This window comes from Streptomyces sp. L500 (genome assembly GCF_054551825.1).
The window spans coordinates 23,975-38,827 of record NZ_JBTOLC010000002.1; the positions used below are offsets into that span (position 1 = coordinate 23,975).

At 71.6% G+C, this 14,853-nt stretch carries 11 protein-coding genes; 5 read left to right on the top strand and 6 right to left on the bottom strand.

The genetic code is table 11. The features are described from left to right. Positions 1–109 precede the first annotated feature (109 nt). Positions 110–1,438 (top strand): class I SAM-dependent RNA methyltransferase, encoded by a 1,329-nt coding sequence (locus ACX9I7_RS03030; RefSeq protein ID WP_459386405.1) that lies wholly within the window; start codon positions 110–112, stop codon positions 1,436–1,438. Between the two features lie 76 nt (positions 1,439–1,514). Here the strand turns inward: ACX9I7_RS03030 and ACX9I7_RS03035 are convergent, their stop codons facing one another. The 4 genes from ACX9I7_RS03035 to ACX9I7_RS03050 are packed head-to-tail and all read right to left on the bottom strand — an operon-like array spanning position 1,515 to position 9,641. Next, positions 1,515–2,753, bottom strand: coding sequence for a TIGR02679 family protein (locus tag ACX9I7_RS03035; protein WP_459386406.1), 1,239 nt, complete (start codon positions 2,751–2,753; stop codon positions 1,515–1,517). Continuing rightward, positions 2,750–6,823 carry a TIGR02680 family protein gene (locus tag ACX9I7_RS03040; RefSeq protein ID WP_459386407.1) on the bottom strand — a complete coding sequence of 1,358 codons (4,074 nt, stop codon included), beginning with the start codon at positions 6,821–6,823 and terminating at the stop codon, positions 2,750–2,752. Before ACX9I7_RS03040 ends, ACX9I7_RS03035 begins: the two co-directional genes overlap by 4 nt. Then, positions 6,820–8,055 carry a TIGR02678 family protein gene (locus ACX9I7_RS03045; protein ID WP_459386408.1) on the bottom strand — a complete coding sequence of 412 codons (1,236 nt, stop codon included), beginning with the start codon at positions 8,053–8,055 and terminating at the stop codon, positions 6,820–6,822. Before ACX9I7_RS03045 ends, ACX9I7_RS03040 begins: the two co-directional genes overlap by 4 nt. After that, positions 8,052–9,641 (bottom strand): TIGR02677 family protein, encoded by a 1,590-nt coding sequence (locus ACX9I7_RS03050; RefSeq protein WP_459386409.1) that lies wholly within the window; start codon positions 9,639–9,641, stop codon positions 8,052–8,054. The genes ACX9I7_RS03045 and ACX9I7_RS03050 overlap by 4 nt, the downstream gene beginning before the upstream one ends. Before the next feature lie 216 nt (positions 9,642–9,857). On the opposite strand from ACX9I7_RS03050, the gene ACX9I7_RS03055 reads away from it, so the two are divergent. After that, entirely contained in the window at positions 9,858–10,490 is a 633-nt protein-coding gene (locus ACX9I7_RS03055) for a DUF4956 domain-containing protein (protein ID WP_459386410.1), read from the top strand. A gap of 20 nt (positions 10,491–10,510) precedes the next feature. Beyond that, entirely contained in the window at positions 10,511–11,314 is an 804-nt protein-coding gene (locus tag ACX9I7_RS03060; RefSeq protein ID WP_459386411.1) for a polyphosphate polymerase domain-containing protein, read from the top strand. A gap of 48 nt (positions 11,315–11,362) precedes the next feature. Here ACX9I7_RS03060 and ACX9I7_RS03065 read toward each other — a convergent pair whose 3' ends face one another. Beyond that, the gene (locus tag ACX9I7_RS03065) at positions 11,363–12,205 is read right to left on the bottom strand and encodes a putative RNA methyltransferase (protein WP_459386412.1); all 843 of its coding nucleotides are present in this window, start codon (positions 12,203–12,205) and stop codon (positions 11,363–11,365) included. Between the two features lie 32 nt (positions 12,206–12,237). Then, the gene (locus ACX9I7_RS03070; RefSeq protein ID WP_189448991.1) at positions 12,238–12,843 is read right to left on the bottom strand and encodes a TetR/AcrR family transcriptional regulator; all 606 of its coding nucleotides are present in this window, start codon (positions 12,841–12,843) and stop codon (positions 12,238–12,240) included. A 241-nt stretch (positions 12,844–13,084) separates the two neighbouring features. Here ACX9I7_RS03070 and ACX9I7_RS03075 point away from each other — a divergent pair, with 241 nt between their 5' ends. Both ACX9I7_RS03075 and ACX9I7_RS03080 read left to right on the top strand, forming a co-directional pair. After that, on the top strand, positions 13,085–13,492 hold the full coding sequence (locus tag ACX9I7_RS03075; protein WP_387571841.1) for a cell division protein SepF: 408 nt from the start codon (positions 13,085–13,087) through the stop codon (positions 13,490–13,492). A gap of 26 nt (positions 13,493–13,518) precedes the next feature. Beyond that, the gene (locus ACX9I7_RS03080; protein ID WP_387571839.1) at positions 13,519–14,667 is read left to right on the top strand and encodes an AAA family ATPase; all 1,149 of its coding nucleotides are present in this window, start codon (positions 13,519–13,521) and stop codon (positions 14,665–14,667) included. Positions 14,668–14,853 lie beyond the last annotated feature (186 nt).

Genomic DNA, 14,853 nt, shown 5'->3' on the forward strand with positions numbered 1-14,853 from the left:
TCGCTGATGGGGTGCGGCGGGACGTAAACTGGACGGCTGTTGTCCAGGGGGTCCCCCGCACCCCTTCCTCTTGTCTCCCCACTTCTCTACTTTCTGGAGTCGACCAGTCATGCAGCACGAGACCGAAGCATCGCTGGTCGGCCACGAGTACGAGGTCGAGGTCGGCCCGGTGGCCCACGGCGGCCACTGCGTGGCGCGCACGGAGTCGGGCCGGGTCCTGTTCGTACGGCACGCGCTGCCGGGCGAGCGCGTGGTGGCGAGGGTGACGGAGGGCGAGTCGACGTCACGCTTCCTGCGAGCGGACGCGGTGGAGATCCTCTCGGCGTCCAAGGACCGCGTGCCGGCCCCCTGCCCCTTCTCGGGCCCGGGCAAGTGCGGCGGCTGCGACTGGCAGCACGCGAAGCCGGGCGCGCAGCGCCGCCTCAAGGGCGAGGTGATCGCGGAGCAGCTGATGCGCCTCGCGGGCCTCACGCCGGAGGAGGCCGGCTGGGACGGCACGGTCATGCCGGCCGAGGGCGACAAGCTCCCCGCGGGCCAGGTCCCGGCCTGGCGCACCCGCGTCCAGTACGCGATCGACGCCGAGGGCCACGCGGGCCTGCGCAAGCACCGCTCGCACGAGGTCCAGGTCATCGACCACTGCATGATCGCGGCCGAGGGCGTCAGCGAGCTGGGCATCGAGAAGCGCGAGTGGCCGCAGATCGCCTCGGTCGAGGCCATCGCCGCCACCGGCTCCCACGACCGCCAGGTCATCCTCACCCCCAAGCCGGGCGGCCGCCTGCCCATCGTCGAGCTCGACAAGCCCGTCTCCGTCATGCGCATCGGCGAGCGCGACAAGCAGGTCCACCCCGTCCACGGCCGCGCCTTCGTCCGCGAGCGCGCCGACGACCGCACCTACCGCGTCGGCGCCGGCGGCTTCTGGCAGGTCCACCCCCAGGCCGCCGACACCCTCGTCAAGGCCGTCATGCAGGGCCTGATGCCGCGCAAGGGCGACATGGCCCTCGACCTCTACTGCGGCGTCGGCCTCTTCGCCGGCTCCCTCGCCGAGCGCGTCGGCGACAAGGGCGCCGTCCTCGGCATCGAATCCGGCAAGCGCGCCGTCGAGGACGCCCGCCACAACCTCCGCGACCTGGACCGCGTCCGCATCGAACAGGGCAAGGTCGAATCGGTCCTCCCGCGCACCCGCATCGACAGCGCCGACATCATCGTCCTGGACCCGCCGCGTGCTGGTGCGGGCAAGGAGACGGTGCGGCACCTGGCCACGCTGGGCGCGCGACGCATCGCGTACGTGGCGTGCGACCCGGCAGCGCTGGCGCGTGACCTGAAGTATTTCGCGGAGGAGGGGTACGAGCCGGTGAAGCTGCGGGCGTTCGACCTGTTCCCGATGACGCACCACGTGGAGTGCGTGGCGATCCTGAAGCCGGTGAAGACGGACGGCTGACCTGTTGGCTTCGTACGTTCGCGATGTTCGCCAGCACTTGGCCGCCCGATGGCGATGTGCGGAGCCGATAGCACGATCAAGCGAGATCCGCTAGAAGGCCCGCCAAAGCCACCTCCTCCTCGACCCGTACCCCGAGCTCGCTCAATGCCTGTGCCAGCCCAGGGTCCCAAGGGGACACGGCTGGCGTGCCCGTCAGGGGTGGCAGCTGTGGCGCGCTGGTGGCCAGGGCGCGGTAGTCCGTGGCTGTGAACCGCCATGGGCGCCACGGCACTTGGTTTAGCAGCACGTTCGCGATCCGGAGTCCACCCCAGTCGAAGTCCCCGTGGTAGAGGAGGCGCGTGCCACCGCCGTGGAGGTGGCGCAGGAGAGTCAGGGCGGCCGCGGACGGCTGGCCCTGGAGGCAGACCAGGGGCGGGCAGTCGGGGCCGTGGGTGTCTGCCGCAGCAGCCAGGATCGCCGGGTTCTCGCAGATCCGTACCACCCCACGAGCTGCCTGGGGGCGCTGGTGGGTGAGTTGCCGGAGGGTCAGGACACATGGTTCGCCGGATTCGGCCAGCCAGTCCAGGGCCGGGGTGCCGCGAAGGTTGAGGGTGAGGACCGTCGAGGACAGTTCGTCGCGCAGCAGTCCCGCCGACGCCCACGCCTCCCGCCGCCACGCGGCGCCGTTGCCGTCGGGGAAGCCGGTGAGGGCTCGGATGCCGGACAGGGTGAGCGTGGCCAGGGGTGTTCCGTCGTCCAGGGCGTGGGCCCTGCCGAGGACGCGGGCGGCGAAAGCGGGCAGCGAGACAGCCGGTTCGGCGGGGAGTTCCCGGAGCACCTTCGCGGCATCTACGGACAGCCTGCCGGCAGCTTCGGGAGCACGGGCGAGGCGTCGTACGAGGGTTTCGGTGCGCGGATCGGTGGCCCAGGCGGTGAGGCCGGACCTGTCGTGGCCCAGCGCCTGGAGCGGCTGATACGCCTCCTGCCAGGCGCGGGATTCGTTCTGGCGGGTCTGACGGAGAGAGGCGACAGGACCGGTCAGGGATTCCACAGCCGCGGCGAGACCGTCAGGGCTGACGCCGGAGCGGCGCAGGACCTCGTCCACGGTGTCGAGCCGGACGGCCAGCGACCGGCCGGGGCGCGGCGCGCGGCCCAGCAGGCGTTCGACCGCCATCCTCTGCGCTTCGGTGGGGGCGGCCAGTGAGACGGTCCCGGTGAGGGGCTGCTCGCGTTCGAGGCGTCGGCGCGCACGCTCGACCAGCCACGCGAGCTCGGGGGTGCCGAGCAGCCGGCGGAGGCGGTTCAGATCCACCCCGCCGGGCGGCGGGGCGCTCATGACCACAGCAGGTCCTGGCCCTCCGCCCGCACGACCGGCAGGTCCCGCTCGTACACCGGATCGTCGCGCCGCACGCGCGCTGAGCCGTCCCACTCCCAGCGGGTGACAAGCACCGCCCCGACGTCGTCGGTCCGTGAGAGCTGCGCGATGGCGATGCCGGGCACCTGCGGGTAGCAGGCCCACTCCCGTTCGCTGGTCATCACCACGTCCAGGTCGAAGGCGTGGAGCAGGCCCAGGCACTTGGCCCGCGAGTCGTCGTCGACTCCCGCGAATGCCTCGTCGAGAGTGACCAGACGGGGCGCGTACGGGTTGCCCGCGCTCGCGTAGTGCGAGGACGCGGCGGCGAACAGTGGCACGGAAACGGTGAGGACGCGTTCGCCACCCGAGGCCGGTCCGGTGGCCGGAACCCAGCGGCCCTGCTGGTGGCGTTCGATGCCGAATTCGTGCCACGTGCGGTAGTCGAGGGCGGTGGTGAGGTGTTCGAGCCAGCTGCCCGCGGCGTCGCCGGACTGCTGCTGGGCGATCTGTGCCTGCAGGAATTCGCCAACAGCCGTCCGGTCATCGGAATTCCAGGCATCGGCGGACTGGCGCAGGCGTTCCCGCGCCCGGTCGAGCCCCGCCGGGGCCTTGCGAGAGGCCCGCCACACAAGGCGCAGCTTCATGCCGGTCGAGGTCGGGCGTTCCTCCAACTCGACGTTCATGGCCCGTACGTGCCGTTCCGCCGCGCCGATCAGTTCCTGCAGGGTCCCCGCCACCTCGGTGATGAGGTGGGTTTCCAGGACCTCCCGCTCATGGGCGGACAGTATGCGGGTGAGTTCACCGACCTCGATGGCCAGCGCCTCGGCGAGCTCGGGCACGGCCCGTTCACGGCCCTGGTAGACGATGTCGACGACCATTCCGTCCTCGATCACGCGGGCGGAGGCGGTGTGTCCATGCCGGGACAGGGCGTCCTGCAGCGTCTTGAACTCTTCGCTGAGCCGCCTCTGCACCCGCTCCCAAGCCCCGTCGGAGTCATCCGTCCCGGACAGCTCGGTCTCGATGGAACGGGCCAGGGCGATGGCGGGAGTGGCCGCCCATGGACCTTCGCCGGCGGGCGGTACCGCCAGACCTGGCAGAGCCACCGCGATCAGGCCGGTGTCGGCGAACCTCTGGAGACCCGCGATCGCCTCGGCGCGGGCGGAGGCCGCCTCGATGATTCCCCGTTCGAGCTGCTCGATACGGCCTTCGGCCTTGCTGGCCCGCCGGTCCGCCTCGGTGTGCCGCCCACGCGTGCGCCGCTGCTCGGCTCCGCATTCGCGCAGGGAGTCGGTGGTCTCGGCCAGTCGACGCTGGAGTTCGGCGACGGCCGCGCCGACCATGGAGCGCAGGGTGCTGTGGTGCTCGGCCGCGGTGGTGGCCTCGCGGGCCGCGTCCGCGGCCCGCAGGGCGTGCTCCTCGGCCCGCTGCCCCGCCTGCTGGGCCTCGTCGCGTTCCTCGTCCGCCTGACGGGCCGCTTCGGCGCGCTCGCGCAGGAGGGGCCACAGGTCGGCGAGGACGAGGGTGAGGCTGGTGAGGGCCTGGCGTACGGCGGCGAGCCCGGCCCGGTCGGAGGGCAGGCCCAGGTCGGCGGCGGTCGTGCCGAGTTCCGCCGCGGCCTGCTCGGCCAGCTCGGCCGCCTCGGTGAGATCGGCGGCCCGTTCGTCGCGCCGGGCTCGGTCCCGGCGCACGGTGCCGGCGGCCGCGGCCTCCTGGGCGTACGCCTGCCTGAGCGGCGCGTCGTCGGGTACGGCGGCCAGCTCGGCGTCGAGCGCGTGGCGGCGCGCCACGATGGCCTCGGCCTCGGCCGCGGTGGCGGCCAGATCGTCTCGAAGCGAGGCGAGTTCCGTGCGCAGGGTGGTCATGCGGGACCGGCGCGCCTCTTCCCGGGCGCCCTCACCGATGTATTCCGCGGCGGACTTGGCCCACCGTCCGGTGAGCGCACCGACGCGGAAACGTCCGTCCGTCGCCGCCCAACTGGCCGCGCCGCCCGCCTCACCCAGCCCGATCGCCGCGAGCAGCCGCGTCACGGTCTCTTCACCGACCGCCGCGGCCCGTGCGTCACCGTGATCGACGGCCGGGCGCAGCGCATCGGCCAGGGACGGTTCGGTCACGGGCCCGGTCCGTGGCGCGAGCAGCACATCGTGCCCATCGGCGTCGAGGGCCGTGCCGTCCGGGAGCACCCAGGCGTCCAGCAGGCCGGATGCCTCCAGGGCCGCTTCCAGCCCGGCACGGTCGGTGTCGCCGAGTCCGTCACGGAAGTCGACGAGCCGCCACAGGGGCGAGCCGGTCGCCCGCTCGCGCAGCCCCGGGGTGCGGGTGTACGGGGCCTTCGGCCCGCGCTGGCCTCCGGCTTCTAGCGCGGCCAGCTCCTGTTCCACGTCCCGTACGCGGGACCGCAGCCCGGCCTTGCGATGAGTCAGGGCCGCCGAGTGATCGGCGAGGCGCGCCGACGTGGCGCGGTGGGCGCGCGAGGCGCGGATATGGGCCGGGTAGGGCCCGTCGAGGTGTCGCGTCCACTCCTGGAGCTCGTCGAGGAGGCCGACCGGATCCGGGTATGCCAGCTCGTGGCACTCCTCGGCATGCCGGCGTACGGCGTCCAGCAATGCCCGGCCGGCTGCCGCCGTGGCCTCCTCCATCCGCTGCTGTGCCTCGGTCGCGAGTGCGAGGTCGGATTCCGCCTCGTCGAGCCGCCGGGAGGCCGCACGTCGCTCGCTCGCGGTCCGGTCGGCCTCGTCGGCGAGGCGTTCCACGTGGGCGAGGTTGCGCCACGTGCGATCCGTCGCCTCCTCGGCCGCCTCCCGGCTCGGCTCGTCCGGCAGGGAGACCTGGGCATTGCCGGCCTCCTCGCGGGCCCGGGCGAGGATGGTGCCGGCCTGACGTCGGGCCGAGGCGAGCCGGTTCTCGGCCGCGCCGAGCCGTTTCACTGCTCGCTGGTGGAGGCGTTTCGCCTCTCCCCAGTCGGCTTCCGCGCGCTCCCGTTCCCCCGCCGTGCGGGCCGCATCCATGGCCGCTTGCCCCAGTTCACGGGCGCTGCGCATCTCGGGCCCCGCGCGCAGGGCGGTGTCCTGCGCCCGCAGCCGTGTCTCGGTCTCCTCCAGAACGGCGATGCGTTCCTCGGCGGCTGCCCGGTCCTCCTCCGCGCGGGCCTTGTGCGCCTGCGCTTCCACGAGATCCCGCTGCAGGTGCTCGTACCGGGAGTGCTCGCTGCGGGGGAAACGGGCCCGTCGGCGGGACGCGACGCGGGCGTAGCGCCGGTAGTGGTCCAGGAACGCCGAGGCGGCGTGCTCGGCCTCGGCGGCGGCCCGCAGTTCCTCCTTCTCGTCGTCCAGGGAGCGGAAGGCTTCCGCCGCGTCGGCGACGACCGCCTGGTCCATGGGCGGGAGCGCTTCCGTCAACGCCCGGGAGAGGGCGGCCTCGTTGGGCCGCTTCGACAGCTGGGGCTGGCGCAACTGGATGAGCAGGTCCACGAGGGCGGCGTACCGCTGTTCACCGAGTCCGAACAACGCTTCGTCGACGGCCCTTCGGTACGCCTTGGCCTGGTCGTACACCATCCCGTGACCGGCGATCGCCTCGGCGAGCCGGTCACGGGACAGAGCGGTGCGGGTGGCGTCGAGCAAGCTGAGGCCCTGGCCGACCCGCTGGTCGGTGACCGCGTACCAGTGGCGGGCGATGCCACGCCCGGCGACAGCCTTGAGCCCGCAGGCGAGCGTACGGAAGTGGGCCTCGCCCGTCGTCCCGTCCCGTCGGCCGAACTCGATCCAGGTGTAACCGAGCCGTTCGGGATGAGGATGTTCGCCGCCGAGAAGCAGGTTCCACTCCATGCGCTTGCCCGGGTCGCCGTCGGGCTCGACACGGCGCGGGGTGAGGTCCCCGTCCAGCAGGAACGGCAGGGTCAGGGCGAGGACCTTGGACTTACCGGTGCCGTTGTTGCCGCGCAGCAACAGCCGCCCGTCGCGGAAGTGGAACTCCTCCTCGTCGTAGTGGAAGAGGTCGACGAGCCCGATGCGCATCGGTTGCCAGCGGGAGCGCGTGGGGACGGGGAGGGCGGTCACTGCTTGCTCGCCTTTCGCTGCTGGGGCATGCGCCGGTTGCGGGGTTCGAGGACGACGGCCTCGCCGACGGCGTACCGGGCGAGGGCCGGGCGGGGCGCGATCGCATCGCCGTGGCGGGTGATGAGTCCCAGGGCGGTGAGTTTGGCGAGTGCCTGCTCGACCAGTTCGCCTTCCGCTCCCGGTTCCTTGGCGGACTTGGCCCAGAAGCCGCCGTATGTGGCGGTGAGTTCACGGACCTTTCGCTGGAGGTCGCCGATGGTGACAGGTTCGTCCGCCGCCGCGAGATGCTCGGTGAGCAGCAGAGTGACGTGGCCGTGGGTGCCCTGCTCGGGCATGCGGACATCGGTGAGGTCGTCGTCGGGGTCGACCATGGCGATGCCCTCGGCCCGCACTTCGGCGACGAGTCCGGTCAGTTCGGTGATGCGGGCGATGAGGAAGCCGCGCTGCCGGGTGAGGTAGGCGAGTTCCGCATCGGTCAGCTCGTCGTAGTACAGCACCGGATCGTCGAGCAGCCGGCGGGTCAGTGAGCGGCGCATCGCGCGGAACCGCAGGTCCTCGCTGTCCAGGGCGGTGTCGGCGGTCAGCTCGGCCAGACGCCCGTCGAAGGTGTCGGCACGCACCGTGGAAGGGCCTCGGCGGGTGGCGAGCAGACCGGCCAGCACGCGGCGTTCGACGTCGTACAGGACGTCGCCCGCTCCACTGACGTACGCCTCCTCGTCACCGGCGACCCGCCGCAGGACACCCAGACTCAGAAGAAGTTTCACGACGGCGGCGAGATCCAGGCGCTCGTCGCGGCGGTCCAGGGTGAAGTGGATTCCGGCGGCGATGAGGTGGGGGTCTGCCGCGTCCATGACGACCTGATCGGCGAGGCGACCGAGTGCTATCTGGGCTTCGCTTCGTTCCAGGGCGGCGAGGGCGAGGCAGAGCAGGACATAGCGGCGGCGGGTGAAGGGAGCGCCGGCCCGACCGACCTCACGAGCGGGGTGCGTCGGGTCGGCGGGGCAGCCGGGGATCTTGCGCAGGCGGGCCGCTTCCGCGTCCACGAGGAGGGACCAGCCGGTGTTGCGGTCGAACCATGCCCGCAGTTCCGAAGCATGGCGGCGGACGAGCCGGAAGTCGTCCGAACGCGGTCCGTGGGCGAGGAGGAGAGGTTCCTTGAGCAGAGCGCGTGCGGCCTTGCGCAGTTCCGCGGAGTGCTGTCCCTCCAGGACCTCGGCGAGCGGGGTGCTCATCGCCTGCTGTCTCTCTCTGTCAGGTCGATGATCTCGACGATGTGGTCGGAGCCCCGGAACGTACCCCCGTGGGTGGTGACCTCGGCGGTCGTGCCGTCGCCGAGCGCTGTGAGACGAATCTCCATGGAGCCGTCGTTGCTGGTGGCGGACGTGTGCGTCATGCCGGGCCGCCAGGTGGCGAGGGCGTCACCGAGGAGCTGGAGGAAGAGGCCGAACGCGAGCGGATCGAGGTCACCGAGGGCGGAGAGCCGGGTCGCCCCGTCGGTGGCGAGCCGCGCCCGCGCGGAGGCGGTCTCGGCGGCCTGCTTGGCCGCGATCTCGGCGAGATGGCGGCGCGCCTCGGAACGGTCCTCGACCTTGCGGGGCTTGCCACGCCGTTCGTAACTGCCGGTGCGCCGCAACTGCGGGCTGATGCGCAGGGTGTCGGCCTCGGCCCACGGAGTGGCAGCCGGCACGGGCCGGGCCATGCGGGTGGCGAGGGTGTCGGCGTCGACAGTGAGGTGACGGGTTGGGTAGAGCCCGAAAGAGGTGCGCCACAGGCGGTGCCGGGCGTCGTCGTCGGGCGCCTCGGCGAACCAGCGGGCGAGAGTACGGAAGTCGGCGGAACGGTCGGAGCGCCCGGCTCTGCGCTCGTTCAGCGACCGCACGACCGCCAGGAGCTGGGGGATCGCCCCGAGAGCCCGGCCGCGCAGCAGCCGCGCCTGTGATTCCCGTCCGTTCCTGCTGATGAACCAGGCGGCGAGCCCGTCCCAGCGCCCGGTCCACCGCGCGTACGCCTCCCGCTCGGCGTGTTCCGCATCCTCCGGAGAGGCGTCGGCGGCCTCGCGAGCGGCGGCGGTCCGGAGCAGCGGTGCGATCACGTCGCCGTCCTCCAGTTCCAGGATCAGCTGGGCGATGCGTCCGCCAAGAGTGATCAAGTCCTGGATGAACCGCTCCAGATACTGGATGAGCCGGTCCTTGTAGGCGAGGAAGACCTCCTCCTCGACGTCGTGCAGGTCGATGGTGCGCTGCAGAGACCCCATGAAGGCCCGGGCGTTCTCGGCGAGGGTCGCGAACCGGCTGGTCAGCGCGTCGAGTGCGAGGTAGGTCTTGGCAGGGTCCGGTAACTCTTCGGCCCCCAGGACGAGGAGAGCACGCAGTTGGGTGACGATGTCGTGCAGCGCGACCGCCTGGAGCGCGCCCCGCCGGCCCAGCGCCTCGTCGTATGCGGAAAGCGCCTCCTCCGCCGCCTCTCCTGCCTGGGTGAGCTGATAGACGAACCGCTTGCGGTAGAAGTCCTCGACAGCGGTGACGCGGGCCGTATCGGGATCGGCCCGCAGATTGCCCCACTTGACGAGGCTGTCGAGCGCGTTGACCACGGCATCGAGCTCGGCCGGGCGCTCACCGGCGGGCAGGGCGGCATGCACGTCCTCGGGGCGCAGGTGCACCGCGAAGCGCTCCTTGGCGGTGAGGAACGTCTGCATCGTCCGCCGATAGAGGGCGGAGCCGGGCGCGGTGAGATGAGCGAAGGGGGTGTACAGGGGAGGGGCTGGGGATTTGGGCGTCGGGGTCATCGCCCGGTCATTCTTTCCGATAACTCGTGGCATGGGTACGTAAAGCTGGGAATCTCACAGGTCGACTGACAGGCCAACTGACAGGTCGAGGCGGCACCTGTGATCTTGTGCCGCGGGTCGTGACTGGCTCGTCCGGGCCCCCATGCGGGAACGTTTCTCCACAGGGCGAAGCATGTTCGATTCCGGTAGCCCTATCGTCTGTGCTCCTTCCGGTCCTTCCGACCCTTCCGACCCGAGAGGGAGCGAATCATGGACGCTCTACGGCACATCGCCGCCGGCCTGGCGTTGGACCTCGCCGCTGTCTGTCTGCTGGCCTTCGCGATCTACTATCCGCGCCATCGCCGACGCGACCTCGTACCGGCCTACCTGGCCCTGAACGCCGGCCTGTTCACCGTCGTCGCGGCCTTGGCGGCGGTGGGCGGCAGAGGGGCGGCCGGGCTCGGGTTCGGGCTGTTCGGGGTGTTGTCGATCGTGCGGCTGCGCTCGGACGCGGTGCAGCAGGAGGACGTCGCGTACTACTTCACCACGCTCGTCCTCGGCCTCGTCTGCGGGCTGCCCGATGTGACGGTGCCGGTCAAGGCCGGGCTGAGCGCGGTACTGCTCCTCGTGCTCTGGGTCGCGGACAGTCACTGGCTGCTGGCCCGCTCGCGCCGCGCCGTCGTCACTCTCGACCGGGTGCACCGTGACCCCGTCGCGCTCCGGGCCGACCTCGCCAGGCGATTGGGCGAGCCGCTGCGGTGGACCGTCATGGAGGTGGACTACGTCCGCGACCTGATGGTCGTCGACGTCCGGTACCGCGAGCCGGACCTGGACGAGGGCACGCACCTCGGCACGGAGGTCCTGGCCGGGCTCCGGGTCGCACCCGTCTGCGAGCCGGTGTGAGCGCCGACATGGCAGCTCCCATGGCAGCCTCCACGGCAGCCGCGCGCGCCGTCGAGCGGGTCGCTTGGGCCGCCGCACCCATCTCCCTGACCGAAGTGAACGACCGGGCCCAGTTGCTGACCCGTTTCGACCGCAGCTATCTCGTGCCCGCACCGGTCTTCCTGAGCATGGCCGGCCGGCTGACGGACTCCCGGTGGCCGGGTGGCCACTTCCGGGTGCTGGCCATCGGCGGGCGTCGAGCTTTCCGTTATCACTCCGTCTACTACGACACCCCGGAGCTCCGCTCCTTCCACGACCACCGCCAGGGCCGCCGGCTCCGCTTCAAGATCCGTGAGCGGGTGTACGAGGACTCGGGGGAACGGCAGTTCGAGATCAAGCTCAAGGGGAGGCGCGGTGCCACGGTCAAGCATCGTCGCGCTCTGACCGGCGCGGAGACCCCGCTCGACCCCCACTGCCGCGCGTATCTCGCCGAGACCCTGCAGCAGGCGCACGGCATCGACGCGCCGACGACCCTGCGCCCTTCCCTCACCACGGACTATCTACGGACGACTCTGGTGGGCGACGGGGAACGCGTCACCTGCGACGCGGGTCTGATCTGTGGGGACCCGCGCACAGGACGGGCCGTACGCGGAGACGCCGCGCTCGTCCTCGTCGAGACGAAGTCAGCAGGCCACCTCAGCGACGTCGACCGGCTGTTGCACGCCCATGGGGTGCGACCCGCCGTCTTCACCAAGTACTGCGGAGCCTTGGCGGCCCTACGCCCCGCCCTCCCGGCGAACCGCTGGCGGCGGGCGGCCCGGCAGGTGTTTGGGGAGGGCGGGTGACGTGGAGGGTGGCAGCGGCCGTGATGGCGTCCGTGTCGTACGGGCTTCTCAGGCCAGCGGTCGGTACGCCGTCAGCGTCACCGACAGCGTGACCTCGTACGGTTCTGGGAGCGCGGCGATCCGTGCCGCCAGGGCTTCGCCGTCGCTGTGCCAGGCATTCGGGCCCATGCCGACCAGTTGGGTCAGGGCGTGGCGGTCGAGCGTCATGGTCGTCGTCAGCGCGCGCGACGCCGTGGTCGAGAAGTGCGGGGCGAGCTGGTCGGAGAGGCGCTGCTCCTTGCGCTCGTCCACGCGCATCAGGTCGAGGGCGTCGATCAGCTCCTGGAGGTGGTCGGGGCGGGGCGTGACGACCAGGAGGGTGCCCTGCGGGTGGAGGACCCGTCGGAGCTCCGGGCCATTGCGGGGGGCGAAGGTGTTGACGACGAGCGCGGCGGAGGCGTCCTGCAGGGGAAGGGCCTGCCAGGCGTCGGCCACCACGGCACCGATGCGCGCGTGTGCCTTGGCGGCTCGGCGTGCGGCGAACTTGGAGATGTCGAGGAGGATGCCCTCCGCCTCGGGGAAGGAGTCCATGACATGGGACTGGTAGTAGCCCGTGCCGCCGCCGATGTCGAGCACGCAACCCTCGGCCGACGAGTCGGTCGTGTCGCGCGCCAGGGCGACCAGCGCGTCGGCGATGGGGGCGTAGTGACCGGCGCTCAGGAATTCCGCGCGGGCGTCGACCATCTCGCGGGTGTCGGCGCTGTACTTGACCGCTCCCGGGAGCAGGTTCACATAACCCTGCTTCGCCACGTCGAAGGAGTGGCCGTTCGAGCAGGCCAGCGCACGGCCCTTCGTGGCCAGGGGAGCGGTGCAGTGGGGGCAGTGCAGGTACCGCACAATATGGTTCAACATCGCGTACCGATCGTACCGTTATGCGTGATGCGTCAGGTCCGGGGAGCCCGGGGGCGCAGGCCGGTGAGAGCCATGTCGACAAGGCTGTCGGCGAATTCGTGCGTCAGCGGCTGACTCCGCAGCAGCCAGCGCTGGGCGAAGGGGCCGAGGATCAGCTCCGCGGCCAGGCGCGGGTCGATGTCCTCGGCGACCTCTCCCGCCTCCTGCGCGGCGCGGATCCGGTCGACGTAGGCCTGGGTGCCCGGTTCCATCACCTTGCTCGTGAAGCCGGCGGAGACCTCGGAGTCGTTCACCATGGCCACGTAGAGCGCGCGATACGGGGCCTGGAACGCGGGGTCGTTGAACTCGTCGACCGTCGCCCGCAGCACGGCCTTGAGGTCCGTGGCCAGGTCGCCGGTGTCGGGCAGCGTGCCCTCGCCGGCTTCGACGGTCTCGGTGAAGGCGTCGAGCAGGACGGCCCCCTTGGACGGCCACCAGCGGTAGATCGTCTGCTTTCCGACGCCGGCGCGGGCCGCGATCCCCTCGATCGTCAGCTTGTCGTAGCCGGTCTCGCCCACGAGGGAGAGGGCGGCCTCGCAGATCGCCTGGCGTGAGCGCTGGCTGCGCCGGGCGGCGTCGGGTGCTGTCTTGTCGGGCATGGAACGGGAGTGTAGCGAGTGATCGAGGCGATACGTATCGTTTCGCCGTCGCCGCCCCCTCGCCGCCCCCTCGCCGCCCCTCGCCGCCGTGGTGGTGTCGGGGAGCCGTCGGGGCGCCCAAGAGCCGGCCCCTGGGCCGATCGGCCCACTCGGGGCGCGTGTCATTGGGCCTAACGGGGGCTTTTTATCCCTAGAATCGCGGGATGTACATACCCAGCACGTTCCCCGGAGGGGTGATCCGGTGAACCGGTCCGAGGCGACTGATGAGCAGTGGGAGGGGCTTGCCCAGGTCGTTCCGCTGCGGAGCCACCAGGCATGGCCGTCCTGGCCCGACCACCGGGCCCTGCCCGAGGAGGAGCCCGCCGAGAAGCAGCGACGGCTCGTCGTGCTCCGGGTGCAGATCTTCGCGGACGCCCGCGAGGTCGCCGAGTACCTGATCGCCCGCGTCCCGGTGCTGCTCGACCTCACGAGCGCCGACACCGACGTGGCCAAGCGCATCCTCGACTTCTCCAGCGGTGTCGTCTTCGGGCTGGGCAGTGCCATGCACCGGGTCGACACCAATGTCTTCCTGCTGGCCCCGGAAGGGACCGAGGTGGCCTCCGGGTACCCCGATCGTAGGAAGAATGATCAGATGAAACGGTTTGGCTGACAGCTTGCCGCCTACGGTCCTCAGACATGGACGCCGCCAATCCGCATAAGCGCCCCGTCGTGACCGAACTGCGGCTTTCCGCTTTCAAGTCACACCGCAACGCCGTCTTCCCGCTCGATCCGCTGACCCTCTTCCGGGGCGGCAGCGGCAGCGGCAAGTCCAGTGCCCTGGAGGCGTACGAGGTACTCGCCCGGCTCGCGGGCGGTGACACCCTCGACGAGGCGCTGGCCCCGGTGGCCGGCGGCGCCCAGGCGTGCGTACCGCAGCAGGCCAGACCCGACGCCCAGGGGAGGCGGGGCTTCCGGATCGGGTGCACCGTGGAAGGCCCGGTGGGGCCGGTCCTGCTGGACGTGGCCGTCCAGGCCGAGCCCGAACTGCGCGTGGTCGGCGAACGGCTGACAGGGTCGGGGCTGACGCTGCTCTCCACGGCGCTGCGCGACCCGGGGCTGCCGAGGGTCGAGGCCGCCTGGCACACGGCGGGCTCCGTGCCCGTCACCCGCGCGCCCCTGCCCGACGACCGGCTGGGCACGGCGCTCCTGCCGCTGCGGGTCGCGGGGAAGACCGCTGGACAGCGGATGGTTCTCGACGCCGCAGAGCAGGTCGTGATCGCCCTGCGCTCGGTCTTCCCCTGTGACCCCCGGCCCGAGCTGATGCGCGCGCCGGTCGCCGCGCGCGACGGGCGGCTGCGCGGCGCGTGCGACAACGTTGCCGCGGTCCTGGGGCGCACGCGCAACGAGTGCGTCACCCGGCATGCCCTGCTGGTCGCGGCTGCGGACGCGGGATGCCGCGGGCCGGTCGACGGACTGTCCGTGGAGGGCCTCGACGGCGGGTTCGTGCGGGCCGTCCTGGGGCGGCAGGCCGGGGCCACCACCCCGCTGGAACGGCTGGGTGATGGAGAGCTGCGCTACCTGGCGCTGTGCCTGGTGCTGCTGACGGGTCCGGGGGTGCTGGCGGTGGATCCGGCGACCGAGGTGCTGGAGGCCCGGCAGGTGCTCACCGTCCTGGCGGACGGCCTCGATCGGTGCCTCGACGCGCGCCAGGCCCGGGAGCTGCTGGAACTGGCGGCTCGGATGTGTGAACGAGGGCACATCAGACTGGTGGGGACGCTGCGGGGGGCTGCGGCGGAAGTGGCCGGTGAGGTGGCAGGGGCATCAATGGTAGACCTGGGGGCGTGAGTGAACACCCTGAACAAACTGAGCGCCCTGAACAGACTGAGCACCCTGAACAGACTGAGCACCCTGAGTCCCATGAGGAAGCCCGCCGTGGCCGCTCCGACCGTCATGACCACCCAGACGGGCCTGCCGGACCTGACGGGTCTGCCGGATCTGACCGCCGTGGGTCCGCCAGGACGGCGGGTCTCG